The sequence below is a fragment of the Bradyrhizobium sp. dw_411 genome, from assembly GCF_018449695.1.
Taxonomy (GTDB): Bacteria; Pseudomonadota; Alphaproteobacteria; order Rhizobiales; family Xanthobacteraceae; genus Bradyrhizobium.
On sequence record NZ_JAAVUY010000009.1, the window covers coordinates 281,178 to 308,044 of the forward strand.

General features: G+C 61.2%; 26 protein-coding genes and 1 tRNA gene. 10 read left to right on the plus strand and 17 right to left on the minus strand.

From position 1 onward, the window contains the following. Window positions 1-230: 230 nt before the first annotated feature. Window positions 231-428: a hypothetical protein gene (locus HB676_RS17840; RefSeq protein ID WP_213739147.1), complete on the plus strand. Its 198-nt coding sequence runs from the start codon at window positions 231-233 to the stop codon at window positions 426-428. A gap of 158 nt (window positions 429-586) precedes the next feature. Here the strand turns inward: HB676_RS17840 and HB676_RS17845 are convergent, their stop codons facing one another. The 4 genes from HB676_RS17845 to fliI form a co-directional block, all read right to left on the minus strand. After that, window positions 587-1,450, minus strand: coding sequence for an anti-sigma factor (locus HB676_RS17845; RefSeq protein ID WP_213739207.1), 864 nt, complete (start codon window positions 1,448-1,450; stop codon window positions 587-589). Then, a complete protein-coding gene (locus tag HB676_RS17850) occupies window positions 1,450-1,995 on the minus strand; it encodes a sigma-70 family RNA polymerase sigma factor (RefSeq protein WP_213739148.1) in 546 nt (181 codons plus the stop codon). The genes HB676_RS17845 and HB676_RS17850 overlap by 1 nt, the downstream gene beginning before the upstream one ends. A gap of 199 nt (window positions 1,996-2,194) precedes the next feature. Continuing rightward, window positions 2,195-2,614, minus strand: a complete 420-nt coding sequence (gene fliJ, locus HB676_RS17855) for a flagellar export protein FliJ (RefSeq protein ID WP_213739149.1) — start codon at window positions 2,612-2,614, stop codon at window positions 2,195-2,197. A gap of 127 nt (window positions 2,615-2,741) precedes the next feature. Then, entirely contained in the window at window positions 2,742-4,049 is a 1,308-nt protein-coding gene (gene fliI, locus HB676_RS17860; protein WP_213739150.1) for a flagellar protein export ATPase FliI, read from the minus strand. Window positions 4,050-4,415: 366 nt separating this feature from the next. Here fliI and HB676_RS17865 point away from each other — a divergent pair, with 366 nt between their 5' ends. From HB676_RS17865 to HB676_RS17880, 4 genes are all read left to right on the plus strand, one after another. After that, window positions 4,416-5,117 carry a response regulator transcription factor gene (locus tag HB676_RS17865; RefSeq protein WP_007600544.1) on the plus strand — a complete coding sequence of 234 codons (702 nt, stop codon included), beginning with the start codon at window positions 4,416-4,418 and terminating at the stop codon, window positions 5,115-5,117. Between the two features lie 157 nt (window positions 5,118-5,274). After that, on the plus strand, window positions 5,275-5,679 hold the full coding sequence (locus tag HB676_RS17870) for a DUF350 domain-containing protein (RefSeq protein WP_213739151.1): 405 nt from the start codon (window positions 5,275-5,277) through the stop codon (window positions 5,677-5,679). 2 nt (window positions 5,680-5,681) lie between these two features. After that, window positions 5,682-6,128: a hypothetical protein gene (locus HB676_RS17875; RefSeq protein WP_213739152.1), complete on the plus strand. Its 447-nt coding sequence runs from the start codon at window positions 5,682-5,684 to the stop codon at window positions 6,126-6,128. Between the two features lie 6 nt (window positions 6,129-6,134). Next, window positions 6,135-7,292, plus strand: coding sequence for a glutathionylspermidine synthase family protein (locus HB676_RS17880; RefSeq protein WP_213739153.1), 1,158 nt, complete (start codon window positions 6,135-6,137; stop codon window positions 7,290-7,292). Window positions 7,293-7,410: 118 nt separating this feature from the next. Here HB676_RS17880 and HB676_RS17885 read toward each other — a convergent pair whose 3' ends face one another. From HB676_RS17885 to HB676_RS17940, 12 genes are all read right to left on the minus strand, one after another. Further along, window positions 7,411-8,331: a DUF6282 family protein gene (locus HB676_RS17885; RefSeq protein ID WP_213739154.1), complete on the minus strand. Its 921-nt coding sequence runs from the start codon at window positions 8,329-8,331 to the stop codon at window positions 7,411-7,413. Next, a complete protein-coding gene (locus tag HB676_RS17890) occupies window positions 8,328-9,323 on the minus strand; it encodes an ABC transporter substrate-binding protein (RefSeq protein WP_213739155.1) in 996 nt (331 codons plus the stop codon). The genes HB676_RS17885 and HB676_RS17890 overlap by 4 nt, the downstream gene beginning before the upstream one ends. 40 nt (window positions 9,324-9,363) lie before the next feature. Further along, window positions 9,364-10,137: an ABC transporter ATP-binding protein gene (locus tag HB676_RS17895; RefSeq protein ID WP_213739156.1), complete on the minus strand. Its 774-nt coding sequence runs from the start codon at window positions 10,135-10,137 to the stop codon at window positions 9,364-9,366. Further along, complete coding sequence (locus tag HB676_RS17900; protein WP_213739157.1) at window positions 10,134-10,919, minus strand: ABC transporter permease; 786 nt, start codon at window positions 10,917-10,919, stop codon at window positions 10,134-10,136. The genes HB676_RS17895 and HB676_RS17900 overlap by 4 nt, the downstream gene beginning before the upstream one ends. After that, window positions 10,916-11,335 carry a RidA family protein gene (locus tag HB676_RS17905; protein WP_213739158.1) on the minus strand — a complete coding sequence of 140 codons (420 nt, stop codon included), beginning with the start codon at window positions 11,333-11,335 and terminating at the stop codon, window positions 10,916-10,918. The genes HB676_RS17900 and HB676_RS17905 overlap by 4 nt, the downstream gene beginning before the upstream one ends. A 38-nt stretch (window positions 11,336-11,373) precedes the next feature. Further along, a complete protein-coding gene (locus tag HB676_RS17910; RefSeq protein WP_213739159.1) occupies window positions 11,374-12,045 on the minus strand; it encodes a GntR family transcriptional regulator in 672 nt (223 codons plus the stop codon). Between the two features lie 347 nt (window positions 12,046-12,392). Then, window positions 12,393-13,256, minus strand: a complete 864-nt coding sequence (locus HB676_RS17915; RefSeq protein ID WP_213739160.1) for a CheR family methyltransferase — start codon at window positions 13,254-13,256, stop codon at window positions 12,393-12,395. After that, window positions 13,253-14,419, minus strand: coding sequence for a chemotaxis response regulator protein-glutamate methylesterase (locus HB676_RS17920; RefSeq protein ID WP_213739161.1), 1,167 nt, complete (start codon window positions 14,417-14,419; stop codon window positions 13,253-13,255). The genes HB676_RS17915 and HB676_RS17920 overlap by 4 nt, the downstream gene beginning before the upstream one ends. Before the next feature lie 75 nt (window positions 14,420-14,494). After that, the gene (locus HB676_RS17925) at window positions 14,495-14,860 is read right to left on the minus strand and encodes a response regulator (RefSeq protein WP_072820222.1); all 366 of its coding nucleotides are present in this window, start codon (window positions 14,858-14,860) and stop codon (window positions 14,495-14,497) included. Between the two features lie 69 nt (window positions 14,861-14,929). Further along, the gene (locus HB676_RS17930) at window positions 14,930-15,400 is read right to left on the minus strand and encodes a chemotaxis protein CheW (protein WP_213739162.1); all 471 of its coding nucleotides are present in this window, start codon (window positions 15,398-15,400) and stop codon (window positions 14,930-14,932) included. 10 nt (window positions 15,401-15,410) lie between these two features. Beyond that, a complete protein-coding gene (locus HB676_RS17935) occupies window positions 15,411-18,182 on the minus strand; it encodes a hybrid sensor histidine kinase/response regulator (protein ID WP_213739163.1) in 2,772 nt (923 codons plus the stop codon). Window positions 18,183-18,395: 213 nt separating this feature from the next. Then, window positions 18,396-19,061, minus strand: coding sequence for a histidine phosphotransferase family protein (locus tag HB676_RS17940; protein WP_213739164.1), 666 nt, complete (start codon window positions 19,059-19,061; stop codon window positions 18,396-18,398). A gap of 167 nt (window positions 19,062-19,228) precedes the next feature. Here HB676_RS17940 and cysQ point away from each other — a divergent pair, with 167 nt between their 5' ends. Beyond that, a complete protein-coding gene (cysQ, locus tag HB676_RS17945; RefSeq protein WP_213739165.1) occupies window positions 19,229-20,062 on the plus strand; it encodes a 3'(2'),5'-bisphosphate nucleotidase CysQ in 834 nt (277 codons plus the stop codon). A gap of 24 nt (window positions 20,063-20,086) precedes the next feature. Here cysQ and HB676_RS17950 read toward each other — a convergent pair whose 3' ends face one another. Continuing rightward, window positions 20,087-20,635 carry a YHS domain-containing (seleno)protein gene (locus HB676_RS17950; protein WP_213739166.1) on the minus strand — a complete coding sequence of 183 codons (549 nt, stop codon included), beginning with the start codon at window positions 20,633-20,635 and terminating at the stop codon, window positions 20,087-20,089. A gap of 112 nt (window positions 20,636-20,747) precedes the next feature. On the opposite strand from HB676_RS17950, the gene HB676_RS17955 reads away from it, so the two are divergent. From HB676_RS17955 to HB676_RS17970, 4 genes are all read left to right on the plus strand, one after another. Then, a complete protein-coding gene (locus HB676_RS17955) occupies window positions 20,748-21,434 on the plus strand; it encodes a DUF1134 domain-containing protein (RefSeq protein WP_213739167.1) in 687 nt (228 codons plus the stop codon). 133 nt (window positions 21,435-21,567) lie between these two features. Further along, on the plus strand, window positions 21,568-22,845 hold the full coding sequence (locus HB676_RS17960; protein WP_213739168.1) for a hypothetical protein: 1,278 nt from the start codon (window positions 21,568-21,570) through the stop codon (window positions 22,843-22,845). Between the two features lie 909 nt (window positions 22,846-23,754). Then, window positions 23,755-23,829 (plus strand) — tRNA-Val (locus tag HB676_RS17965). Between the two features lie 242 nt (window positions 23,830-24,071). Then, the gene (locus HB676_RS17970; protein ID WP_213739169.1) at window positions 24,072-25,622 is read left to right on the plus strand and encodes a tetratricopeptide repeat protein; all 1,551 of its coding nucleotides are present in this window, start codon (window positions 24,072-24,074) and stop codon (window positions 25,620-25,622) included. Window positions 25,623-26,867 lie beyond the last annotated feature (1,245 nt).

The following is a 26,867-nucleotide window of genomic DNA, read 5'->3' on the forward strand; positions in this document are numbered from 1 at the left end:
TCGGCTCACAGCAGCAATCATCCATATAAGGCATTGTAATCATTTAATAATTACAAATTATGACTACTTCGCCAAGAATTCTGATCGCGAACAATCACGTCTGTTCACCGCTTTGTGATCGCCTCTTCGGAACCGAAAGGCGAATCCCCACGTTTCCTGCCAAGAGATGTTGAACCGGCGCGCGGACCGACGACACAAATCCGTAAGTGGCCGGTGGGCAGGAGGCTCCGATGAACCATTCGATTTACAGCGCGGATCGTTCGACCCACCTCAAGATCGTGGTGGTGGCGCTCGTGGCAGGTATCGCGGTGGCAGGTTTCGGAATCTCGGCTCGCACCTCGGACGACAGCTATACGCAGACCGCACGCGTGATCAAAGCCGGCAAGCCGGTGGCGATCACAAGTTCAGGGGCTTCGGTGGTGCGCTAATGATTTTGTGAATTCACGCGGTGCTTTACCAGCCCCCCAAAGTCGCCTCGTGAGTATTAGAAGACCCCAACTACCCCGATAAGACCCCAAGTTGAAAACGCCCGCTCCCCACGGGCGTTTTCTCTTTTTGGGGACTTAAAAAATCCGGCGGTGAAGCTTCAGCGCGCAGGTGCGGGGGCCGGAACGGCCTCGATCAGTTTGCCGGTGAAGATCGGCGTCGAGTGCGGGTTGCCGTCGGGCGAGCCGCCCGCCTGCTCGACCGTCACCGCGTAGGTAGCCGCGTTGACGGTGTCGGCGTCATAGGATGACAGCACCGGCCGCGCGGTGAAGTCGCTGCCGCCGATCACGCCGAGCGAACGCGGTTTTGGCAGCTTGTCCGAGATCAGCCACAGCTCAAAGCTCTTGCCTGCCTCGGCCGCCGCGCCGACCTTGCGCACGGTGAAGTTCTTGGTCGCTCCGTCAACCGTGAGGATGAAGGCGGGCGAGCCGCCATTCTGCAGCACAGCAACATATTGCGCCGATGCCGCTGATGCCGCCGGGGCTTTAGCCTCGACAATTTGAATCCGCGCTTTCGGACGAAGGCCTTCGGGCAGCCAATCCGGCGCAGCGAGCTGAACGCCGAGCAACGCGACCAATGCAGCGGCGAGCGCCGACGTAAACGACGCCACGCTGCGCCAGCGTTTTGCGCTATCCGACATCTCGATGACGTTGGAGGGCGCCACCTCGGCTGCGGGTTCGACCGCCTCTGCGAAAATCGACGGCGCTTCCTGCGGAATCACCAGCGGCGCTTGCGGTTCGGCATGCCCGATCGCGGCCCGGATTTTTTCCCAGACTTCCGGCCGAGGCTCGACCGATCCGACCATCTGGTTGAGGACGCCGAGCTTGTGCTCCCACGCCTCGACCATCGCCGTGAAGTCCTTGTCGACGGACATCATGGTCTCAACCTGCGCCCGCTCATCGACATCGAGAGTGCCGAGCGCGTATTCCGCGGCGAGCGCGATATGGTCTTCGCTGTAGGCCATTAGAGTCCCAGGCACTCCCTGATATCCATCATGCTGCGACGCAGCCACGTCTTCACCGTATTCACCGGCGTCTCGAACTTCGCCGCCAATTGCTCGCGGCTCCAGCCGTTGTAATAGGCGAGCAGCACCAGCTTTTGCCGATCCGGCTCAAGGCGGCCGACGCACTCCAGCATCCGCTTCAACTCTTCCGTCATTTCCCGGCGCGCCAGCGGATCCGGCGTATCGGCAGCGACTTCCATCGCCGCAGGTTCTTCTTCGATCGACGATTCACCGCGCTTGCGCACCACGTCGATGGCGCGGTTTCTGGCGATCGATGCCATCCACGTGATCGGCGAGGACAGGCCGGGATTGAAGTGCCCGGCACTGCTCCAGATCTTGACGTAAGCTTCCTGAACGACTTCCTCTGCGAGATCCTGTCGCCGCAAGATACGCAGCACCACGCCAAAGAGTTTCGCGCGCGTAGCGGCATAGAGGCGCTCAAAAGCAGCCTCGTCCCCCTTCGCTACAGCGGCAATCAGCCAGACCAGCTCAGCTGGCGTCAGCATTCAGCGTCCCCAAAAATCGCTTTTGATCACCGAAGCGGTGGTCAAATAACTCGTACCATACCTTGGGCCAAATCCGTCCACCAAGTCGGCGATGCCAAGCCCCCTGTGGAAACTGGGCCCCTGTGGAAATATGATCACAAAAAACCCGGGCCTCACGGTCCGGGTTTTGGCAGATGGTGCAGATACGGCGGAACAAGCGTCAGGCGACGGCCCCGATCCGGGCGCGCATCAGGCCGATACTGTCGAGGTCGGCCTGTTCCCGGGCGTTTTCTTCGGCCCGCTCGCGCGCCTGATCGCGCTCATCCAGCAGTTCCACCTTCTTGAGTTCGTCGAAGGCTTCGCCCAGCAGGCTTTTGGCGTCTTCCAGCTGAATACGCAGTTCGTCGGCCGAACGGGTGAGATTCTCCCGCCGCTGGATCGCCGCCTTGGCGTAGGTCGGATAGGCGAAATGCGAGGGATCGTTGATCCCGGCGCGCTCCTGTTCGCTGTGGATTTCGCGCTCGAGGTCGACCGACATGCGCTGGAAGTCGGCAATCATGCCCTCGATCTGGGCGACCCTTCGGCGCTTTTCGTCGACCTGAAATTTCTTCAGGCGGATCAGCGTTTCACGTGACTTCATCGACTCATACTCCCAGAAGTCCCAATTTCAACGTGGGACAAAGCCGGCATCCCCCCTGGGTCCCACCGGCACACCAACTCGTATGGTGAGGATGATGGCCTGACAAAGTTAGCGTTCCGTTTCCAAATTACGTAAGGATTTGAGCAAGCTTTTGGTAACCCTCATTAAGACCGGCTACCTCGTCCTTGCCCTGGCGCAGAAAGCCCTCGAGCGAGTCATGCAGCCGGATCGCCTCGTCGACCTCCGGGCTGGAGCCGGCGCGGTAGGCCCCGAGCCGGATCAACTCCTCCATATCGGCATAGGTCGCCATGATCTGCCGCGCCCGCGTGATCACCGGCAGGAAGGCCGGATCGGCCGATTTCGGCATGGTGCGCGAGACGGATTTGAGAATGTTGATCGCCGGGAAGCGCCCGCGCTCGGCGATCGAGCGCTGCATCACGATATGACCGTCCAGGATGCCGCGGACCGCGTCGGCAATCGGCTCGTTGTGGTCGTCGCCGTCGACCAGCACCGTGAAGATGCCGGTGATCGAGCCGATGCCGGTGCCGGGTCCGGCGCGCTCCAACAGCTTCGGCAATTCGGTGAACACCGTCGGCGTGTAGCCCTTGGCGGTCGGCGGCTCGCCCGCTGAGAGGCCAATCTCGCGCTGCGCCATCGCAAAGCGCGTCACCGAATCCATCAGGCACAGCACGTCTTTGTCTTCATCGCGAAAATATTCGCAGATCGCCAGCGTCAAATAAGCCGCCTGCCGCCGCATCAAAGCGGGTTCATCCGAGGTCGCAACCACCACCACCGATCGCGCCAAACCCTCGTCGCCAAGGTCGTCCTGCAGAAACTCCTGCACTTCGCGGCCTCGTTCGCCGACCAGGCCGATCACCGTGATATCGGCATCGACATTGCGCGCCAGCATCGACAGCAGCACCGACTTGCCGACGCCGGAGCCGGCGAAGATGCCGAGCCGCTGGCCGCGGCAACAGGTCAGGAACGTATTGAGCGCGCGCACGCCGAAATCGAGCGGCGCACCGACACGCTTGCGCGAATGCGCCGGCGGCGGCGAATTGCGATAGGGCATCGGCGACGGCCCGTTGGGCAATGGGCCCTTGCCGTCGATCGGTTCGCCCATCGCGTTGATCACGCGGCCGAGCCATGCCGCGGACGGCCGCACCTGGCTCGCGGCATTGGCGATCACGGCGCGGCAGCCGCGCCTGACCCCGTCAAGCCCGGCGAACGGCATCACCACGGCGTTGCTGCCGGAGAAGCCGATGACTTCGGAGGGGATGAAACGGTTGCCGCCGGTCTCGATGACAATGCGGGCACCGACCGACATCGCGTGGATAGGGCCAGCGATCTCGACCATCAGGCCGCGAACACCCACCACACGGCCATAAATATTGACGCCGTCGATGTCGCTAATCTGTTCGGCGAGCGCCTTCATTGCGAAAACCTTAAGTTTTCACGCTTTCTAGGCGCTCCCTTAACTCCGTGTTTACCCGCATCGTTAATCATTACGTCACTGTCTTTGGTGACTGAGAACGCTCGACCGTCAGAAAGAAGGTCGAGTCGTGAGAGTCGGTTAGGCCCGTCTCTTAAAGTAGGACTCGAACGGGAACGGATACTAAAAGCTGCTTCGAAGCAATATCTTAGGGCGATTCGACAAAAATTGCACTGTTAGAGCTTGCGCACACGAATCAGATTTTGTTAACCATATCCCGTCAGGATCCGAATCAGTTGTTCAAAGGCGTTTTGAGTGCCGCAAGTGCGGCCGACCTGACGCCCGGAGCGGCGACTATAGGGGACTGGCATGCGCGTTCTGCTGATAGAAGATGACAGCGCCGTCGCGCAGTCGATCGAGTTGATGCTTAAATCCGAGAGTTTCAACGTCTATACGACGGATCTCGGGGAAGAAGGCGTCGACCTCGGTAAGCTTTACGATTACGACATTATCCTGCTCGATCTCAATCTGCCCGACATGTCCGGTTACGACGTGCTCAAGCAGTTGCGGGTATCGAAGATCAAAACACCCATTCTGATCCTCTCCGGCCTCGCCGGCATCGAGGACAAGGTCAAGGGTCTCGGCGTCGGCGCCGACGACTACATGACCAAGCCCTTCCACAAGGACGAACTGGTTGCACGCATCCACGCGATCGTGCGCCGCTCCAAGGGCCACGCCCAGTCGGTGATCCAGACCGGCGATCTCGTGGTCAATCTCGACACCAAGACGGTCGAGGTCGGCGGCCAGCGCGTGCATCTGACGGGCAAGGAATACCAGATGCTGGAGCTGCTTTCGCTCCGCAAGGGCACCACCCTCACCAAGGAGATGTTCCTCAATCATCTCTATGGCGGCATGGACGAGCCGGAACTGAAGATCATCGACGTCTTCATCTGCAAGCTGCGCAAGAAGCTCGCCAACGCCTCCGAAGGCCGCAACTTCATCGAAACCGTGTGGGGCCGCGGCTATGTGCTGCGCGAGCCGCACGAGGTCGAAGAGCGCATCCCCGCCTGATCGCGCATTACCCCCGAGCCCGTAAGGCTCCGCCTCCCGAACCTGGACCCCGCCGCAAATGGCGGGGTTTTTGTTTTTGGGGATTGAACGGGCGATCCGCGTGCGACGACACAAGGGTTATGCGACCGTTGCCGTCTCGCGACTCAGGGGACCCCTCATGATCCTTCAATCCCTGGCCGGACTGCCGGCGTTCCTGCTCTATTTTTGCACGGCCATCGTGGTCGTGGTCGCCTACCTGTTCGTCTATACCCGCATCACACCGCACGACGAATTCCAGCTGATCCGCGACAATGATCCGGCGGCCGCCATTGCGCTCGGCCTCAGCCTTGTCGGCTTCGTGCTGCCGGTGGTCAGCGCCATCGCCCATTCCGCCAATATCGTGGATTGCCTGATCTGGAGCGCGATCGCGCTGGTGGTCCAGATCGCGGTGTTCTTTATCGTCAAGATTCCGGTGCCGAACCTGTCGGCGAAGATCGCGGCCGGCGAACTCGGCGCCGCGATCTGGCTCGGACTTGCCTCGCTCGCCGCGGGCGCCCTCAACGCCGCTTCCATGATCTACTGAACATGGCCAAGCCGCCTACCAGCGAGTTCGGCAAGCGCAAGCCGGCGGTCGCCCCGGCCGCCGCTCCGCCGGTGAAACGCTCCGGCCATGTCGCGCTGCTGCTGATGGGCACGGTCGCGATCGGCGGCGGCGCCTATGCGGTGATGCCGCGCAACAATTGCCAACCGGCATCACCGGGAATGGCCGCACCGGCATCGCCGGGGATGGCCACCTCCCCTTCGCCGCAAACCGCTGTCAATTGCACGACGCGGGGATATTCATCCGGCGGCGGATCCAGTGGCTGGTCGCGCCGCAGCAGTTTCTTTGGCGATTTTGGGTCGAATTCTTCATCGGGTATGGCTTCCGGTTCGAGCTCTTCTTCATCCGGCACAGCTTCCGGGTCGAGCAGTGTGACGCGCGGCGGCTTCGGTTCGTTTGCGCACGGGTTCGCCGGGCATTTCGGAGGCTAGTATTTTATGCGCCGCCTCACCTGCCGAGAGCGTGACGACTGGCGCGCTACCGCCGAAGCGGCCGGATTCGATTTCCACACCATCGGCGGCGAGCGCTACTGGGACGAACGCGCCTGCTATGCTTTCACGCTCGAGGAAATCGAAAATCAGATCGAGACTCCGACCGGCGAAATCGATGCGATGTGCCTTGAAGTCGTCGCCCGCGCGGTCGACAACGAATTCGCGCTGCAGCGCCTGCAGATACCGCGAGCATTCTGGCCGTTGATCCGCGATAGCTGGCGTCGCCACGAGCGCAGCCTTTACGGCCGGCTCGATCTCTCCTTCGATGGGCAAGGCCCGGCGAAATTGCTTGAATATAACGCGGACACACCGACCTCGATCTTCGAGGCGGCGGTGTTTCAATGGACCTGGCTCGAACAGGGCATCGCGCGGCACATCCTTCCGGCCCATGCCGACCAGTTCAATTCGCTTCATGAGCGCCTGATCGAGGCCTGGAAGAAGGTCGGCAACGGCAAGCATCTCCATCTCACGGGGACAAGTGAAAACGCCGAGGATGCCTGCACGCTGGCCTATCTCGAAGACACCGCGCGACAGGCTGGCCTGTCGACCACTTTGCTCGATATCGAAGCGGTCGGATGGCGTGATGATGGCAACTTCGTCGATCTCGACAACCGCCCGATTGAACTCGCATTCAAGCTCTATCCCTGGGAATGGATGTTCCGCGACGCATTTGGCGCAAAACTCGCGAAAGCCTCAACGCGCTGGATTGAACCGCCATGGAAGGCCATCCTCTCCAACAAGGGCATGCTTGCGTTGTTGTGGGACATGTTTCCTGGGCACCCCAATCTATTGCCGGCTTTTTTCGAGGACGATCCGAACGCCGCCACGCTCGGGGCCTCGTTCGTGCGCAAGCCGATATATTCCCGCGAGGGCGCCAACATCACGCTGATCCGGGAAGGCGAGACGGTGGTCGAGCAAGAGGGACCATATGGCGCCGAAGGCTTCATCCGCCAGGCGCTGGCGCCGCTGCCGAAATTTTCCGGTCAATATCCGGTGCTCGGGAGCTGGCTGATCGATCACGTGCCGTGCGGGCTGTCGATCCGCGAGGACGAGAATCCAATCACCGGAAATACGTCGCGATTCCTGCCGCACGCGATCATGTAGATCATCGACGGGGCTGCCGGTGAAGCTGGACGCGCAATCGGCGCGCGATCGCGACCGCCCTCAGGGCCTGCGGCGACGCGCCGCCGCCCCGATCGACGTCCGAACGACATGGCCCCTGCTAGGAGTAGATCAATTCGCCCGGGTTGTGCTGGATCAGCGTCCGTATCTCATCGTGCGTGAATTCGTCCTCGATCAAAAGCTGGCAGCACATGCGCATGGCCTCGACCATGGGCGGATTGTGAAGCTGGCCGCAGTCGCTCGATATCACCGACCTGGCGACTCCGACCGATCGGATCGCGTTCGAGAAGTCCGACATGGAGGCCCGCCACCAGCGCGGCAAAATCTCTCCAACCGTGAAGTTGATGACCACGCCCTCGTCCGCGAGGGCTACCTGCTGCTCAAGCGTAAGCCGCAAAAAGAAAGGATGGTCGCAGACGATCTTCTTCACTCCCTGGCTCTTCGCCTGGCCGACGACGGCGACCATCTCCCTGTAGGAGGTATGGCCGAGGTTGAGGATGATGCCCGCATCGGCCACCTGTTGGAAGACTTCCCGCATCTCCGCGGACCGTACCCCTTCGCCGTCCAGCAGATCGAGACGGGGGACGTTGAGGGCGTATTGTGAATTTCCGCCCTTCACTGTCAGGCCGCGTCCATGCTGGCCCACGGAGCCGGTGACGACCGCGTGATTGCGGGAGTCGATCGTCGGAAGCCATATCTGCTTTGCGCCGTACTTGATGGCCGCTTCAACCGCCATCGGATTGACGCCGCCCACCTGTAAATTGCACGCTAGGCTTCCGAAGATGTCGATGCCCGGCACGATCTTGCGCGTCATGATCGCAAGCTGCACCGTCGGGAAGTTGTGCGTCTTGATACAAATGGCCCGCATGCCCGCGGCTTTCGCTTCGGTCGCAAGCTCGATGGGGTCCTGGATCCGCGGATACAGGTCCGGACCGTGATGAATATGGATATCGATCGCGCCGACCAGGAGGCCCCAGTCGTCGCGAAGTGACGCTGCGGTGGATTCTTGCTGTCCGATCATTCCGTCACCTCAATCCTGCTCAGGTATTTCGCTGAAAATATCTCGTCCGGCGACAGTTCCGCCTTCGCATCCTGATATTTCTTGATCAGTTCGAGCGTCGCCGCCATCTTCTCCGGATCCATGTAACCCAGGCCGTTCTTTCGCGTGCGCTCGGTCACGATGTGCCCGATGGCCACCTTCCATTGCGCCAGCGTAAGGTCGCGGCTGCTCTCCGGAAAACGCTTCACAAATGCGTCTGCCGCAGCATCGGGATTCCTGATCGCCCAGGCATGTCCCTTCATGGTCGCGTCGATAAAACGTTTGGCAAGGTCACCCCGCTTGGCGAGCGTCTCGTCGCTCGCGATCAGGCCGATCGAATAGTAGTCGACGCCGAAGTCGCTGTAGTCGAAACGCCCGAGCTTGACGCCCGCCTTGTCAGCCGCGCTCTGCACAGCCGGGGCCTCGGTCGCGAGGGCGACGATCGAATCGACGCCTTTCGAGACCAATGTCGGGAATTTCGCCGGCGGCGTAAGATTGACGATACGAATCTTCTTGGGATCGAACTTCGCGCCCGCGGCAAAAACAGGCAAGAGGTTCAGCGGGGTCTCGCCTGTCGCCGCCCCTAACGAATGACCTTCGAGATCAGACGGCTTTTCGATGCCGACACCTTTGACGTAGAAGATAACGTCGGCAGCCCGGTCCAGGATTACGGCGACCTGCTTTACTTCCAGGCCCTTGCCTCGCCCGATGATGAGCGACGCCGTGTCGGCCATGCCGAAGTCCGCGGCACCCGTCGCAACCCGCTTGACCGTATCGCCGGAGCCGTAGCCGCGCTGTATGTCCACATCGAGGTTGGCATCCCGGTAGAACCCCTGCGCCTCCGCGGCGAAGACGCCGTAATGCAATCCGTATGGTACCCAGTTGAGCGAGAAGATGATCTTGTCCCTGGTCTGCGCCCCAACCGGGGAGCACATCATGGCAAGGGCTGCGGCTGCCGAGATCAAGAACTTCATTGTCTGACCTTTCCTGTTGAGAGATTACCGGACGCCGGGATCAGGCGTATTCCAGTCCGATGAGCCGGCCGATGCGATCGACGATCTCGATGAAGGGTGCGGACACGCGCATTTCCGGTGTCCTCGGGCGCGGAAGCTTGATCGCGACGATGTCCAAAACCTTCGCTGGCCGGGGACCGAGCACGACGACGCGGTCCGAAAGAAACACCGCTTCCGGAATACTGTGGGTGATCAGCAGGCTTGTCTTTTTCTTCTGGCTCCAGATACGCAGCAGATCGAGATTGAGCTGATTGCGCGTCATGCTGTCGAGCGCGCTGAACGGCTCGTCGAGCAGAAGAATCTCCGGATCATGAACGAGGGCCCGGGCAATCGCCACCCGCTGCTGCATTCCACCTGAAAGCTCGTGCGGATACTTGTCCGCGAACTCCGACAGGCCGACCAGCTTCAGCAGCTCGAGGGCGTGAGAAGTGGCCACCTTCCGGTCCCGGCCGAGAATCTCGATCGGGAGAAGGAGATTTTCCAGCACCTTGCGCCAGCGCATCAGGGCCGGCACCTGGAACACGATGCCGATCTTCTGCTGCGGGCCGGTAGTCTTCCTTCCATCGACTTTCAGTGTGCCGCTCGTCGGCGATGAGAGTCCGGCGATCATCCTCAGGATCGTCGTCTTTCCGCAGCCGCTGGGGCCGAGCACCGACACGAACTCGTGGGACGCGACTTCAAACGATACGCCGTCAAGCGAGACGACCGTACCGTTCCGGGACGTGTAGGTCTTCCGGATGCCGTCGAGTTCGATCGCATTAACGGGCGCGTTCATGCATAGCGCTCCGTCTCATCGGATTCCTGCGAACGATTCCATGGAATGAGCATTCTTTCCGCGAACTCGACCAGCGCATATAGAGCGATGCCGATAGCCGAGATGACGAAGAGCGCTGCAAAGGCCAGGGGCGTGTCGAGTTCCTGGTTGGCGATGATGACCAGATACCCCAATCCTTTGTCACCCCCAACGAACTCGCCTATGATCGCGCCTATGATCGCCAGTGTGACCGCGATCTTCATGCCGCCGAACAGTTCCGGAAGCGCGCTAGGTATTCTGAACTTCCAGAATATCTGCCAGCGGCTGGCCTCCAGGGACTTGCCGAGATCCAGCAGTTCCTTCTCGACCGCGGCCAGTCCCAATCCCACGTTCACGACAATCGGGAAGAACGCGACGAGGAACGCGATGATGACCTTGGGAAGGACGCCGTATCCGAACCAGACCAGCAGAATCGGAGCGATCGCGACCTTCGGCACGAGTTGCGCGATCAAAAGAAGCGGCATCAGCACGTCGCGGATCGAGGGAACCAGCACGATCAGCATGGCCGCGGCAATACCGAAGATCACGGCCACCGCAAAGCCCGCGAAGGTCTCGTACAATGTGATCCAGCCATGATAGACATAGAGATCACGTTTCTCGATCAGCTTGGCGACAATCGAGCTTGGCGCGGGGATCAGATATGCGGGAATGCTGAAAAACCGGCACGACATTTCCCAGATCAACGCAATCACCAGCAACGACGCTACGACCTTCAGCGCGCGACCGGCCTGGTAGGAGTTCATGACCGAACTGCTGGCGAGGCATTCGGAATGAACGCTACCGCCTCGATCTCCACGAGGATGTCGCTGCGCATCAGCTCGGCACGGAAGCAGGTGCTGATCGGCGGATCCTTCCGGAAGTACTCCGCGCGCGTCGCGTTCATGCGCTTATATTCGCTGGGTTCCTTGAGCATGATCACGACCTTGAAGATGTCGTCCATCGTTCCGCCGGCCGCCTCCACGCACTTGCGGATGTTGTCGAGCGTCAGGCGCGTCTGCTCCTCGATCGTGTCCGGGACCTTGCGATCATAGTAGTCGCCCGAGACATGGCTGAGCGCGGTGGTCCCGGCGATGTGAAGATAGTCTCCGATGAGGACGGCGCGGGAGAAGGGACCGACCGCTTCTGCCATTCCCTTGGGCTGTATGATTATCTTTTCCATAGCTTGCACTCCTGCTGTTTGCCGCCCGTTGCCGGCGGCTAGATGTCGGCTTCGATATTCAAATCCCTGAGCGTCTGCCTGGTCAGATCCCGGACAGCAGCGCGTGCCGCCACGACGTCGCCTTCGACAATCGCGTCTATGATCCGGTACTGGATTGGTTCTGTGCGCGCCGCTGTGCGCCGCATCGACTCGTAGGCATAGATGCGCGTTTGAAGCAGCGTCTTCTCCCATATCTGCGTCATCTGGTTGTTGCCGGCGCCGCGCAATATCCAGTCGATGAGCTCCGCGCTTATCAGCGCCAGGTCCCCCGATTTCACTTTTGACAACGCCGCGCGGAGGTTCTTGCGCACGAGCGCCGCCTCCACGAGGACCGCGGGATCCGCGCGTTTAGCCGCAAGTTCAGCCGCGAGCTCCAGGATCGCCAGCCGGAGTTGAAAGAGATCCACGATCTCCTTCATACCCAGTTCGACGACGCTCACGCCGCGACCGGGCCAACGGGTCAATATGCCGTCCGCGACAAGTTTCTGGAGGGCTTCCCGCACGGGCCCGTTCGACAGCTTGAACTCCCGCTGCAACTCGACTTCGCGCAGGCGGTCGCCTGGCTTGTAGATGCCCTTCAGGATGCGTTCTCGCAGCACGTTCGCAAGCCAGTCCGGCCGCGAGAAAAGCCTCGGTTCGATGGTTTCGGTCGCGGCGGCGGAATTCGGCATGGCCCTTTTTCGCTGGGAATATGCTCTGTCATCCGCAGATTATTAATTCTTAATAATCTTGCAAGCACAATGTTTCGTCATCGCGCCCAAAAGCCGGCTGCGACACGCAGCAGAACCGCTTTACCTGCGATGGCAGACAGCGGGGAAGGAGGCAGTTCGGCGGGGTTATTGATGGGCGAAGAACGCCTGCTTAGCGGCCAGCACGGCATCGCAACTGGCGCTGCTGCCGAAATTTTCCGGTCAATACCCGGTGCTCGGCAGCGAGAATCCGATCACCGGAAATACGTCGCGATTCCTGCCGCATGCGATCATGCCGACCGGCCAAGAGCTTTCGGTGGCGTGCGCGTTCAGCGCGGAGCTGCAACCGCTCTCAAGGGCAGTGGCGTCGCGGCACCGGCCCGGTTGGCATTCGGGCTGTATAGCCCGCGCCGATCCGGATACGGTTTGAACGCGTCGGAAATCCCGACCACGGATTCGGCCGCACCCAGCACCATGAAGCCGTCGGGTTCGATCACCCTGGAAAGACGTTCGAAGATGCGGGTCTTGGTTTCCTGATCGAAATAGATCAGGACGTTACGGCAGAAGATCACGTCGAACTTCCCAAGCTGCGAGAAGTCGTGCAGCAGGTTCAGCTGGCGATACTGCACCATGGAACGGACATCGGGATTGAGCTGCCACAACTCGCCGATCTGGGTGAAATGCTTGACGAGCATTTGAATGGGAAGGCCGCGCTGCACTTCGAACTGGCTGAAGATGCCTGCCCTGGATTTTTCCAGCACCGCTTGCGACAAATCGGTACCGATGATTTCAACCCGCCACCCGGCCAGCGCCGAACCAAGTTCCTTCAGGCACATCGCAATCGAATAGGGCTCCTGCCCGGTCGATGACGCTGCGCACCAGACGCGCAGCGCACGGCGACTCGCACGCGCCTGCAGCAGCGCTGGCAGCATGGTGTCGCGCAGATGATCGAACGGGACTTTGTCGCGGAAGAAAAAGGTTTCATTGGTGGTCATCGCCTCGACCACTTCCGCGGTCAGCGCATCGGCCCCGGATTTCATTTTCTGGACCAGTTCGGTAATTCCGGGCAGGCCGATCTTGCGGGCCAGGGGAATCAATCGGCTCTCGACCAGATATTGCTTGTCGGGCGACAGATCGAGACCAGAGCGCTCTTTCAGGAGTTTGCGCAGGAATTCATAATCAACCGGTGTCACGAGCGATCTCCTGAAAACAATCGAACCAACTTTGGGGCAATCTGGTTAAGCGGCAGAACGGCCGCGCAAATACCGGCATTCGCAGCCGCGCCCGGCATTCCCCAAACCACGCTCGTAGCTTCGTCCTGGGCGATCACGCTGCCGCCGGCCGCAACGATATCCTTGCCGCCGCGCATGCCGTCCGAACCCATGCCCGTCAGCACGACGGCAAGAATGGCGCCCTGCCAGACATCGACCGCCGAAGAGAACAAGGGATCGACAGCCGGCTTGCAGAAATTCACCGGCGGCCCGTCGTCGAGCGCGATGACGGCATCCACGCCATGGCGCACCACGCGCATATGGCGGCCGCCCGGCGCGAGATAGATATTTCCGGCTTTGACGATCTCGCCGTCGACGGCTTCGCGCGCCGGCCGATGGCTGGAGCGCGCCAGATGCTCGGCCAGAATCGTCGTGAAGGTAGGCGGCATGTGCTGGGTGATCAGCACCGGAAAGCGGTCGATCACGGCACCGATCTCGGCGACCAGCGACATCAGCGCCTGCGGGCCGCCGGTCGATGAGCCGACAAGAAGCGCGCGCGGCGCCTGCGTGCTGAACGCGCGGCGCAGCAGTTGCGGACTGGCAACCGCCGCCGTTGCCGCCCGGGACAATGGTTCGCGGGCACGATCGAGCGCCGGCGCTAGCGACGGGGCCGATACAGCCGGTGCCGCACGGCGCACCTTGGCGCCGAGATGACGGATTTTCTGAATCAGATCGTGCCGGAATGTTTCGGCGGCCGCGGGTTCGCGGGTGCTTTCCGGCTTCGGGATATAGTCCGAAGCGCCAAGCGAGAGCGCCTTGAAGCTGATCTCCGCATTGCGGCGGGTCAGCGTCGACGCCATGATGATGATGAGGTTACGCTTCTTGGCGAGAAGCAACGGCAGCGCGGAAATGCCGTCAAGCTCCGGCATTTCGATATCGAGCACGGCAACATCGGGATCGATGCGCTCGATCTGGTTGACGGCATCAAGACCGGTACGCAGCGATGCCGCGACAACCATATCGGGTTCGGACGCGACCCAGCGGGAGATCATCCCCCTGATGACGACGGAATCGTCGACCACCATCACCCGCAGTTCCTGCTGCGTTGCATTCGGAATCGTGGAACTGGTCAACGCAACACTCATTACTCACCAACGGCTCAAGCGATACTAAAAACGATAACGCCGAAGGCCCGCCCGCCGTCGGATCAAATAATTAAATCAGATAAGACCGACTTCCTGGAATTTTGCGGTAACAATATCCTTGTCGAACGGCTTCATGATGTATTCGTTGGCGCCGGCATGCAGCGCGCGGGCGATGTGCGCGACGTCGTTTTCAGTGGTGCAGAACACCACCTTGGGCTGGTCGCCGCCGGGCATGCGGCGGAGATTGCCGAGGAATTCGTAGCCGTCCATGACCGGCATGTTCCAATCGAGCAGGATAGCCTCGGGCAATCCGCGCTTGCAGACTTCCAGCGCTTTCTCACCGTCTTCGGCTTCCACGATCTGGAAATCCAGCCCTTCCAGAATACGCCTTGCGACCTTGCGAATGACGCTTGAGTCATCAACGACCAGACATGTTTTCATTTCAGCCTCTGCTTCTCATCCCGAAGGGACGTTTCCAGTGCACTTGCTTACGCATGTCGACTGCCGGTCTTATGCCGCCAGCATGTCCGGCACGATTTCGAGAACGCGATCGACGTCGAGGACGACCATCAACTGACCGTCGAGGCGATGCACGCCGCCGGCCAGCTTGGCCATGCGCGGATCGAGGTTGACGGGATTTTCCTCACGGCCCTCGTCGGGAAGCTTGAGCACTTCGCCTATCTGATCGATCAGGAGGCCATAGGATTCACCGCGCAGGTCGACACCCACCGCCATCGGCGGCTTGCCGTCGTCGTTCTTCGGCAGGCCAAGACGCGCTCGCATGTCGACGACCGTGACAATGCGGCCGCGCAGATTGAGCACGCCCGCGATCTCGGCCGATGACAGCGGCACCCGGGTCAGCCGCTCAGGCATGAACACGTCCTGCACGCGTGAGATCGGCAGACCGAACAATTGGCCGCCGATCAGGGCGGTGACATATTCGGCAACGGCGCCTTCGATGGTTTCAGTTTTGGTGGTCATGTTGGCTTCCTCATGCCGCCCGGTTGAGTTCGGCGGTCTGCTCCTTGAGCGCGGCGATCAGGCCGGGGCGATCGAATTTGGCGACGTAGTCGTAGAAGCCGGCCTGCCGCCCGCGCTCGATCGCCGCCGGCGATGTCAGCGAGGACAGAGCGATGATCGGCATCGCGTTCAGATGCGCGTCGGCCCGGATCGTCTCGGCAAATTCGTAGCCGTTCATGTCGGGCATTTCGATATCGGTCAGCACCACATCGAACGCCTGACCCGAACGCAGCGCGACAAGACCTTCCTGCGCGTTGGGCGCAACACGCACCCGATATCCCGCCGCCTTGAGCACCGGCGCCAGCATGTTGCGGAAGAATGCGCTGTCGTCGACCAACAGCACCGATTGCGCCGAGATCGAGGGTCGCATTTCCTTGCGGCTGAACCAGTCGGCGAACGCCATCGGGAGGAAGTGACCGACGTCGATCACTTCGGTGGCCTGTCCCTTGATCACCGCGGAGCCGAGAATGCCGTCGACCTGACCGGCCACTTCGATGTGGAGTCGTTCCTCCACGATGTCGATGATCTCGTCGACCACCAGACCCATCGAGCGGCCGTCGTCGGCGAACACCAGGATCGGCTGCGAGCCCGAGGTCTGGACGTTGACGTCTTTCATCTGCACCAGCGGCATCAGTTGATCGCGGTATTGCACCATGTAGCGGCCGTTGGAGAGTTCGATCTTGTCGACAGGGAGTTCTTCCAGCCGGGTCACGAGGCCGAGCGGCACCGCCTTCGGCTGGGTCGAGCCGGCACGGAACACCAATAGCGACGTCATTTGTTCGGCCGCGCTGGCGCGCGACGCTGCGTTCTCGTCGGCAATCTCGTGAGAGGCTCCGCCGGCGGCGCCGAGCGCCTTGGCAATGCCGTTGGGATCGATGATCATGATCACCGCGCCGTCACCCAGGATGGTGTTGCCGGAGAACATGTCGATGTGACGCAACTTGGTCGACATCGGCTTGACCACGATTTCCTCGGTGTGGAACACGCCGTCGACCACGATGCCGAAGGTCTGGCTGCCGACCTGCGTCACGACGATGAAGCCGTTTTCCGGATCGGAAGAAGAACCGTCGTCGATCTTGAGCAGCTTCTTCAGATGCATCAGCGGCAACAGCTTGTTGCGCAGACGCAATACCGCGGTGTCCTTGATCCGCTCGATACGATGTTCGGAATTGGCGCGCGCGCGCACCAGTTCGACCACCGACAATTGCGGGATCGCAAACCGGTCGCCACCGGCTTCGACGATCAGGGCGGAGACGATCGCCAAAGTCAGCGGGATCTTGATGGTGACGCTGGAGCCTTCGCCGGCGACCGACTTGATGTCGATGGTGCCGCCGATCTGGTCGATGTTGGTGCGCACCACGTCCATGCCGACACCACGGCCGGAGACGCTGGTCACGGCGGCGGCGGTCGAGAAGCCCGGCGCGAAGATGAATTTGTGGATCTGCGCTTCGGTCATCTTCTCCAGTTCGGCCTCGCTGACGAGACCGTTGGAGACTGCCTTGGCCTTGATCCGCTCGGTGTTGAGGCCGCGGCCGTTGTCGGCGATGCAGATGATGATGTGGCCGCCTTCATGATAGGCGGACAGACGAATGGTGCCCTGCTCGGGCTTGCCCGCGGCGGCCCGCTCGGCCGGCGTCTCCAGCCCGTGGTCGGCCGAGTTGCGCACCATGTGGGTCAGCGGATCCTTGATCAGGTCGAGCACCTGCCGATCGAGTTCGGTGTCGGCGCCGTGCATTTCCAGTTCGATCTGCTTGTGCAGTTCGCTGGAGAGATCGCGCACGATTCGCGGCAGCTTCTGCCAGGCATTGCCGATCGGCTGCATCCGCGTCTTCATGACGCCTTCCTGCAGTTCGGCCGTAACGTTGGACAGCCGCTGCAGCGGCACCTTGAATTCAGTATCCTCGTTGCGACGGGAGATTTCCAGCAACTGGTTGCGGGTCAGAACCAGTTCCGACACCATCGTCATCAGGTGTTCCAGCGTATCCACATTGACGCGGATCGACTGGTTGGCGACGCGATCGGCGTCGGTGGTGGCTTCGACTTCGACAACTGTTTTCTTCGCCACGGCCTTGGGTCCCTTGGGTGCCGCGACGACACGCGGTTCGGGCTCCGGCTCTGGCGCCGGCGCCGCGGCGACCTTGGCGACGGGTGGCGGGGTCACAACCTCCGCCTCGGTCTCGCGGAAGGCACGCTCCAACTCATCCAGTGACACTTCGCCAGGACGCAACTCACGCTCCAACACTTGAACCGTCAACGTACCCTCCACACTCGCGGGTTGAACGGGAGGCGCCGATACGACGGGCGCTTCCACAACCGGCGCAGCCGGCATAACTGACGCGGACGCAACCGGCGCAGCCATCGCCGCCGTGCCGCGCTCGACCATTTGATGAAGTTGCACGATCAGGTCCTGATCGTTGCCCTGCGGCTCGGCCTCGGTGGCCTCAAGCCCGCCGAGAATTTCCTTGATGCGGTCGATGCTGCCCAGAATCAGCGTCACCGCTTCGGCGGTCACCGGCATGCCGTCGCGGAATTTGCCCATCAGGGTCTCGCCGGCATGGGCGAGCGCTTCAAGCCGCGGCAAACCCAGGAAGCCGCAGGTGCCCTTGATGGTGTGAACCAGGCGGAAAATGTTATCTAGAATCTTGGCGTTGTTCGGATCCTGTTCAAACCGCACCAATTGATTGTCTACGGTATCCAGGCTTTCGCTGGTCTCAGTCAAAAACTCGCGTAACAGGTCATCCATGAAAAAGGCCTTCAACCCATGGGCGCGCGGTATCGACACGCCATTCGGAGTTTGGCCAGTTTCTATGCAAAGCGTTTAATATTGGTTGAGCAGTTGGAAAAGAACGAGCTTATCAAAAAGATAAGATGACGCCGCGCAGACGGCAGCGTCCGATAAACCTTTGGTTAACCATGTGTTGCGCGGCGACGGGTTTTCCGGCCACGAAGGCTCAACTCAGGAAGCGGTCACCACGATCGCATCGCCTTCGGGTGCCAGCACCACGTTCAGTCCGCAGGACTGCGCCAGGAGCCGCGTATAATAAGGCTGCACCGCATGCGCATCGACGGAGACATGGCCCGAGCTCAGGAGATCGGCGATGTTCTGCGGCATGCGTGCGTTCAGTCCGCTGGCGGCGACGCGAAAACCGGCGCCCTCGCCTTCGCCGACCGCATCGACCGTGAGCACGCCGCCGCGCGGAATCGTCTGCTGCGCGATCACCATCATGTTCAAGAGCAGCTTGACCCGGTTCTTCGGCATCAGCACGCGCGGCAGGTTCCAGGCGATCGTGGTCTTGGCGTCCTCAAGATGACCCCGCGCCATGGCCTGCGCATCGCCGAGATCGATTTGCGCACCGGCGGAGCCGGCCGCGCCGAATGCCAACCGACAAAACTGCAGCCGGGCCGAGGCGGTCTTGGCACTCTTGCGGATCAGATCGAGGGCAAATTCGCGATCCTCCGGCTTGGGATTGTCGTCGAGGACCTCAAGCCCATTGACGATCGCGCCCACCGGACTGATGAGATCGTGGCAAACCCGCGAACACAGCAGCGCCGCCAATTCGAGGGCATCGGGGGCGGGCGCGGGAGACGCTGGGACGGAATCGGGAGACGAAGTGCCAGACATAAGGTGTTCCTGGAATTCCGCCGAAGCGCGGACGAGGCGAATCACGCATGCTTGAGAGGCTTGATACACTGCGGACGCGCGTGCTGCCAACACAAGGCCGCGTGGCCGGGTTTCCGGCCCGCACGCACAACATAGAGGCATGGACAGGTCGCAGATGAGATTCGCCAATGAATGAGGCACGTTCACCAGCTCAATCGATCAGCCTCGATGCCGCCGCCGCCCTCATCGAGCCCCTGACCGAACTCGCGGTCCGGGCCGGCGCGGCCATTCTGGCCATCAATCGCGGCGCCATGCAGGTCGACGGCAAGGCCGACGGATCGCCGGTGACGGAAGCCGATCTCGCCGCCGACCGCATCATCGGCGAGGGTCTCGCGGCACTTGTTCCGCAGATTCCGGCCATTTCCGAGGAACGCGTCGATCTGGCGAAGCCGCCATACGACGGCAGTTTCTTTCTGATCGACCCGCTCGACGGCACCAAGGAGTTCGTCGCCGGCCGCAGCGAGTTCACGGTCAACATCGCTCTGGTGAGCAACGGCACCCCCCTGTTGGGCATCATCGGCGCCCCCGCGCTGGGATTGGTATGGCGAGGCCTGGTCGGCTACGGCGCGGAACGGCTGGCAGTTGGCGATGGCGCCTCCATGAGAGCCGAGCCGATCCGCACCCGCCCGATCCCTCCACCCGGCGCGCCCTGGCTGGTCGCGGTCAGCCGCTCGCATGGCGATGCCAGGACCGAAGCCTTTATCGACGCCAGACCCGGCGCGGTCAGGCAGAAGCTGGGATCGGCGGTCAAGTTCGGCCGGATCGCGGAAGGCACTGCCGACATCTATCCGCGCTTCGCGCCGACCTGCGAATGGGATATCGCGGCGGGCCACGCCATTGTCACGGCGGCCGGCGGCCGGGTCACGGATGCGCACGGCGCCGATTTGCAATTCGGCCAGGGCCGGCCGGACTTCATCGTGCCGGAGTTCATCGCCTGGGGCGATCCCTCCGCCGCGCGCTGACGGTCACGTGCCCTATTGCCTGCCCTACTGAGCCAGATCCTGCTCCAGCTTCGGCCAGCGCGTATTGGCCTCCCGCAATACGCGCGCGGGATCGGCCGCGAACGCATCGCGGTTCTGCTCGCGCCCGAACAGATAAAGCCGCTCGCCCGAGACCAGCCAGAATCGGGGATTGCCCGCATAGGTGACGCCGCGCGCCAGATCGACCGGGTCATAGCCGCCATATTGGGGGCCGTAGATATCGGGATGGGCGACAAACGACGCGCGGTTGCCCTCGTTGCGGAAGCGCCAGACCGCCCCGGCCTGGGTCGCCTCGAAATCCGGCAGGCCCATCATGGGACGCCCATCGACGAAATAGGCGACGGGGTCATAGCCCTCGATGGCCACGCCGCTAAAACGGTTGACCACGACGCGCTCGGTGGTCGCGGCCTGCGCCGCAAACTGCGGACTGCCGCCCGGCACACCAAGGCCAAGCCCGATCCAGAGCACCGCCGCCAGCGGGATGATCAAGGCTATTCCGGGGCGAAAGCGAATTTCGAGCCGACTGCCGTTTCTTTCCTGCCGTTGTGCCGTCATAGTTGGTGCCGATAACATTCGAGTCGGGGGACACTTGGTCGCAGCCTAAATCGATGCTTCTCAGCGTCAGGTTAAGGCCGCGGCCGGGATTTCAATACCCAGGGGTTTTTTCATGATTTTCGCCTCTCGCCTTGCAGCGGTAACGCTCGCCGCGATGATGTGCTTGGCCGTGCCCGCTTTCGCGCAGCAGCCGGTGCAGCAGCTACCGCCGCCGCAGCAACCGATGCAGCAGCCGCCGATGCAGCAACAACCGATGCAGCAACTGCCGCCGGAGCAACAGCAGCAATTGCCGCCGCCGGTGCGCCAGCCCAACCCCAATACCTACGGGCCGGACGAACTGACCAATGCCGGGCACCGGTTTTTCGGCAACGTCTCGCGCGGCCTCGCCTCTGTCATCGAGCGCGCGGTCAGCCAATGGGGCCTGCCGAACGGTTACATCCTCGGCGAGGAAGGCTCCGGCGCCTTCGTCGCGGGGCTTCGCTACGGCGAAGGCACGCTCTACACCAAGAATGCCGGCGACCTCAGGGTCTACTGGCAGGGACCCTCGGTCGGCTTCGACTGGGGCGGCGACGGCGCCCGCACCATGACGCTGGTCTACAACCTGCCGGCGACCGGCGCGATCTACCAGCGCTTCGGCGGCATCGATGGCTCGGCCTATATCATCGGCGGCTTCGGGATGACGGCGCTAACCGCCAACAACATCGTGCTGGTGCCGATCCGATCCGGTTTGGGCCTGCGCCTCGGCGCCAATATCGGCTATCTCAAATATACCCCGCGCGCGACCTGGAACCCGTTCTGACGCTGTCCCGTTGGAACTTCCCAACTGGGAGTACGCGTGGTTACGGATTCACGTTAACGCGGCATTAAGCTGGCGTTTACCCTATCCCCATGGCATTGTAATTAAGAGTTTTTCCGGTGGGGAGTAGCGTTTCATGGTTGAGCCGATCATGTATCTGGCGATCGGTTTTCTGGTCTCGATGTTGTTCGGGCTGATGATCGTGCCGCTGGTGCATAACCGCGCGGTGCGGCTGACCACCCGGCGCCTCGAAGCCGCGACCCCGCTGTCGATGGCCGAAATCCAGGCCGATAAAGACCAGTTGCGCGCGGAATTCGCGATGTCGGCGCGGCGGCTTGAGATGAGCGTCGACCAGCTCAAGAACAAGACCACCAGCCAGCTCGCTGAACTCGGCAAGAAATCCGACGCGATCAATCGCATGAAACTCGAGCTCGGCGAAAAGAACGCGACGATCTTTTCGCTGGAAGCGCGTGAGAAGGCGGTCAAGGAACAGCTCCGCGCCACCGAAGAGGAATTTTCCGCCAAGACCGAAGGACTGCGCCTGGCCGAGCAGGCGCTGACCGACAAGCGAAGTGAACTTGCGAAAATCAACGCCGAACTGTCCAACCGTTCGATGATCGCGGACACCCGACAGGTCGAGCTGGTCGCGGTGCATGCCCAGATCGATGCGCTGAAGGGCCGTGTCGACGATGCGGAAAAGGAATACACCGCAACGCAGGCGCGGCTTGAAGCGCAGCGTAGCGAATCCGATATCGCGACACGCAATCTGGCCGAGGCACGCAGCCAGGTCGAGAATCTGAGCCAGCGCGTCACGGATCTCGATCGCCAACTGATCATCCAGGTCAAGGAAGCCGAGATGCTCGGCAACCGCGTCAACGATCTGGAATCGCGGCTTGCGACGCAGGGCAAGCTGCTCGCCGAGCGCGACTATGAAAACAATCAACTGCGCCAGTCCAACGAAACCGCCGAGCGCGCCGCCCGGGAATTGCGCGACGAGATCGCGGCGATGAACGGCGGCAAATCGCCGGCGCTGGAAAAGCTGCGCACCGAAAAGGCCGCGATGGAAGAACAGCTTCGTATCGCGCGCGACGAACGCAGCAAGGCGCAACGCGACCTCAATGCGATCCAGCAGCAGGCCGAAAGCTCCTGGGCCACCGAGCGCATGGAAAACGCGCTGCTGCGCGAACGCATCAACGACATCGCCGCCGAAGTCGCCAAGCTGGCGATGCAGCTCGAAGGCCCGAATTCGCCGATCGAGGCGATGCTGGCGGCCGAACCGATGATCCCGGCCAAAACCGCGCGCGCCGCCAATGGCGTGGCGAATGGCGGTATGCCCGAAGGCGGCGGCACGCTCGCCGAACGCATCCGCGCGCTGCAGTCCCACGCCTCGCGCGCGAGGCAGCAAGGCGCGTGATCTCTCTCGGCGTCGTCCTGGCGAACGCCGGGACCTATACGCCGCGGCCCATCGTTGAAGGCCGCTGTTGAAAGACTTTCGCTCAACACAAAGTCCCGTGGTTATGGGTCCCGGCGTTCGCCGGGACGACGATGCAGATGAAACGTTTTTAGGTCGTCATCACCGGGCTTGACCCGGTGATCCATCTTCTTTGCGAAGATGGATGGATGCCCGGATCAAGTCCGGGCATGACGAGTGAGCGATCGCGACGCAAAGCGCCCGAGTTTTGCTTGCATCCTTTGCCTCTGAGATCAGAGGGCGCAGGGAATGCCGGGCGCCTGGTGCGCCCACCGCCGCATGTGCGAGGGTAGAGGGCAGAAAGCACACGCGTTAGTCAGGTCACACCGGAAACACCCGGCATTCCCCGCGCAATGGTTTACAGCTTACTTCGCGCTCTCCCCGGTGATCGGGCTCTTTTGCCACCGTCATCAGTGGCGTCTTCGCCACCAACTTGACGCCAGCGTCGAGGCGTCAGGACCACACGACTTCGCCGTCCGCGATCCGGCGCCCTCGTCAGGAGCGCCATCCGCGTCCACCGCATCCCGCCTCACGTCCGTGACGATCGCGAAACGCCCCTCTATGAGGCGGGACGGCGCGATTATCGCTTTGATTTGGGGTGAGCCCGAAAGGAAATATTTTCGCGCGTCTATCTGGACACCCCAAATCACGTTGAGCCGCCTCGACAAATTAGTTTTTGGCGAAAATCGCGAATCCTGACGAATTAACGGTCTGAGAGCGCCATCTGCGCCTGTTTTCGCGCCCTGACAGCTTGACACCGATGGCCCGCACTTCGTAAATCGCGCCCTCTGGTACTTGTCCATGGCCCGATCCGACGCCTGTTTTCCGGCTTCCGATCGCGCACCAGATCCCGGGCGCATAGCTCAGCGGGAGAGCGTTCCCTTCACACGGGAGAGGTCCAAGGTTCGATCCCTTGTGCGCCCACCATCCAAACCCTGATTCTTTGCCTCGCCGTACACCCATGAGCAGATGTGGTGTGGGTTTGGTAGCCACGGCTGGACTTGTTGGATTAACGGCTACCTGTTGCGCTTTATTGTGTGGGCGAGGCTGGGCGCTTTGACGGGCCCGGCGACGGTTTGCATTCGCCAACTTTTACGTGCGTAAACTTTAACCCGACGATGATCTTTGCTGTAAACCGAGAAATCAATCTTTCGAGGAACTGCTTCGCAATGAACGATAAAGTTCTCCGGAACGCGAGCGGCCCGGTTTCAAAGTCGACCGATCTCCACAGACGGGGGCAAGCTCACCTCGACGCCGGGCAGCACCTTGAAGCTCTCAGGTGTTATCTCGAGCTTGCGAAGATCACCCCAAATTCGTGGGACGTCGCGTTCAGGTGCGGTTTACTTCTGTTCGAGCTTGCGCGCCATGAAGAAGCGCTGTCGTTCCTTGATCGTTGCCAAAAACTGCAGCCGGGTCACGCCATGACAATCTACTGGCGCGCCCGAACCTTGCGATTCCTGCGCAGATTCGAAGAGGCGATCGAGCTGAGCGAGCAAGCTGAAGTGCTCGCGCCAGATGACCCGGACGTGTTCAATAATTCCGGAATCATCCTCCATGGCCTCTGCCGCGACGCAGACGCCGTAGACCGGTTCGATCGGGCAATACGCCTGAAGCCAGATTTTGTTGACGGGATTGTCAACAAGGCGAATTCGCTCGTCCAGTTGCGAAGATTTACCGAAGCTCTTTCATGCTATGCCGCGGCGAAGTCCTTGCAGCCGGACGACACCACGATCGACTGGAACATAGCCAATCTCCAGATGCTGACGGGTGATTTCGCCGCGGGCTGGGCCGGGCGCGAAAGTCGCTGGACCAAAAAAACAGATCGCGTTCGCTATCCAAAATTCCCAACCCCGATGTGGCTGGGTCAGGGATCGGTGGCGGGCAAGACGATCCTGGTCTACGCCGAGGAGGGATTGGGGGACACAATCCAGTTCGTCAGATATCTACCGTTGCTTGCAGCGCTCGGAGCACGCGTTGTTCTCGCCGCTAATGAGGAGCTCCACTCTCTCGTGTCCCGCGTGCCTGGCGTTGCTCTTTGCGTGCCAAAGTCCGAGGGAACTACCGTCCCGCGTTTCGATCTTCATTGCGGCATATCGAGCCTGCCTCTGGCATTCGGCACCCGTCTCGATTCTATCCCATCGGCAACAGCTTATTTCCCTCCCGTCCCTGCAGAAGAGCTGCGATCCTGGGAGGCTCGACTTGGCGCGCGCGAGGGGATTGGCGAACGCAAGGGGATGAGAATCGGACTGGTCTGGTCCGGCAATCCACGCCACGTGAATGATCACAACCGTTCAATTCCGCTGGACGTGATGGCTCGACTGGTCACTGGCGGCGCCCAATTCGTAAGCCTTCAGAAGGATCCGAGGCCAGGCGACATGGCTGTCCTTGGAAAGAGGCCGGACATCGCAGATTACACCAGTCACATGACAGATTTCAGCGCTACCGCCGCGTTGGTATCCTGCCTGGATTTAGTCATCACCGTTGATACCAGTGTAGCTCACCTGGCTGCGGCCTTTGGTCGGCCAACGTGGGTGCTCTTGCCGTACACGCCGGACTACAGATGGCTGCTCGATCGAAACGATAGTCCTTGGTATCCGACGGTGCGTCTCTTCAGGCAGGATGAAACCCGTGACTACTCAATCGTAATTGACAGAGTGCATGCAGAACTGGGAAATCAGATACGGTCCTTTGGAAGCGTGCCGTTTCCGGCGACGAGTTAGACGTACGCAAGGTGAAGCTGTTGTGGCAGTGCCTGGACTACATGGGTGCAACGCCAACTTCGAACGTTGCGGCACCCGCTGAAGAGTGCCTGAAGACCCCGGCGCCAAATACTTTGCGTGAGCGGCACGGATTGGGCAAGGTTTGGGTCTCCCATCAATCGGAAACAACTAGGTTTAGCCTCGCCGAGCGGCTAGGATGCAGCGTGGCCCGTTCACCTTTTTCAGGAGGTTCGACATGGCACGGCACCTTTTCTTCGCGATCACGCTCATAGCAATCGGAGCGCTCTCCAACTCACCGGCAAAAGCGGTGACGGACGGAGCGCGTTGTGAGGACAGGGCCGCGAACTGCATAGGCAGATGCGCGAACCCCGGTTCCGGGACGAATAACAGCAAATGCATGTCGTCTTGCGATCGGCACGTCACGAAGTGTCTGATCCGCTGGCATGACTCGGGCCGGTCGTAAGTCAGTTCATTACGGCCAGGCGATAGGGCATCCCATCGGATGGCGGAAATCGCGAAAATGATCGGACCGGATCTTTAGCGGTACCGACTCACGTCGACGTCCGGTGATACCTCTGACGGAACCGCGTGGCCGGCCTCACGCCCCCGGCCTTTTTCAACGTGCGACGCAAATTCCTCGCAGCATTGCCGGGAGTAACCGGCCTACACACGCCTTGCCCGGTCCCGGAAATTACCCCTGCATCGCCTGCAGCGGATTATGACTGAATCGTCCATGCGACGAAGTGTGCGATGGAAGCGGCCCGACGCGCGACGACTGCCGGACGACACACGCCGGGCTCCCCAACCAAACCGCAAGCTGCATGCTTTCGGCACGGCCGAATCGAATCTATGTGAACTTCGTGGCAGAAAACGCGCCAATCGATGTAAGTTCGACTTCGATCGCAAAGAGACGCATCCGGGGCAGGCGGAAGCTGAAGCGGGATCGATAGCGAGCCAGAAGCAGCCCGTCAAAATATCGCCTTCTTGAACGCTACGTTGCCCCCAACGTTAACGACAAGAAGTAACGACAAGTGCCCTCACCTCTGCGGTTTGAAGCTTTTCTTGACCCGATGAACAACTGGGTGGTTTGGGATCATCAAGAGCAATATTTCGCAGAAGTTGGAACGAGGCATCTTCAATCTCTTCCGGAGGAAAGGGCAAAGGCGTTCTGCACAATGCTGAACATCCTGCTGCCGAAAGATGGCGCAACCTAACCAACCTCGGCACTCGCCTGACCGTTAACAA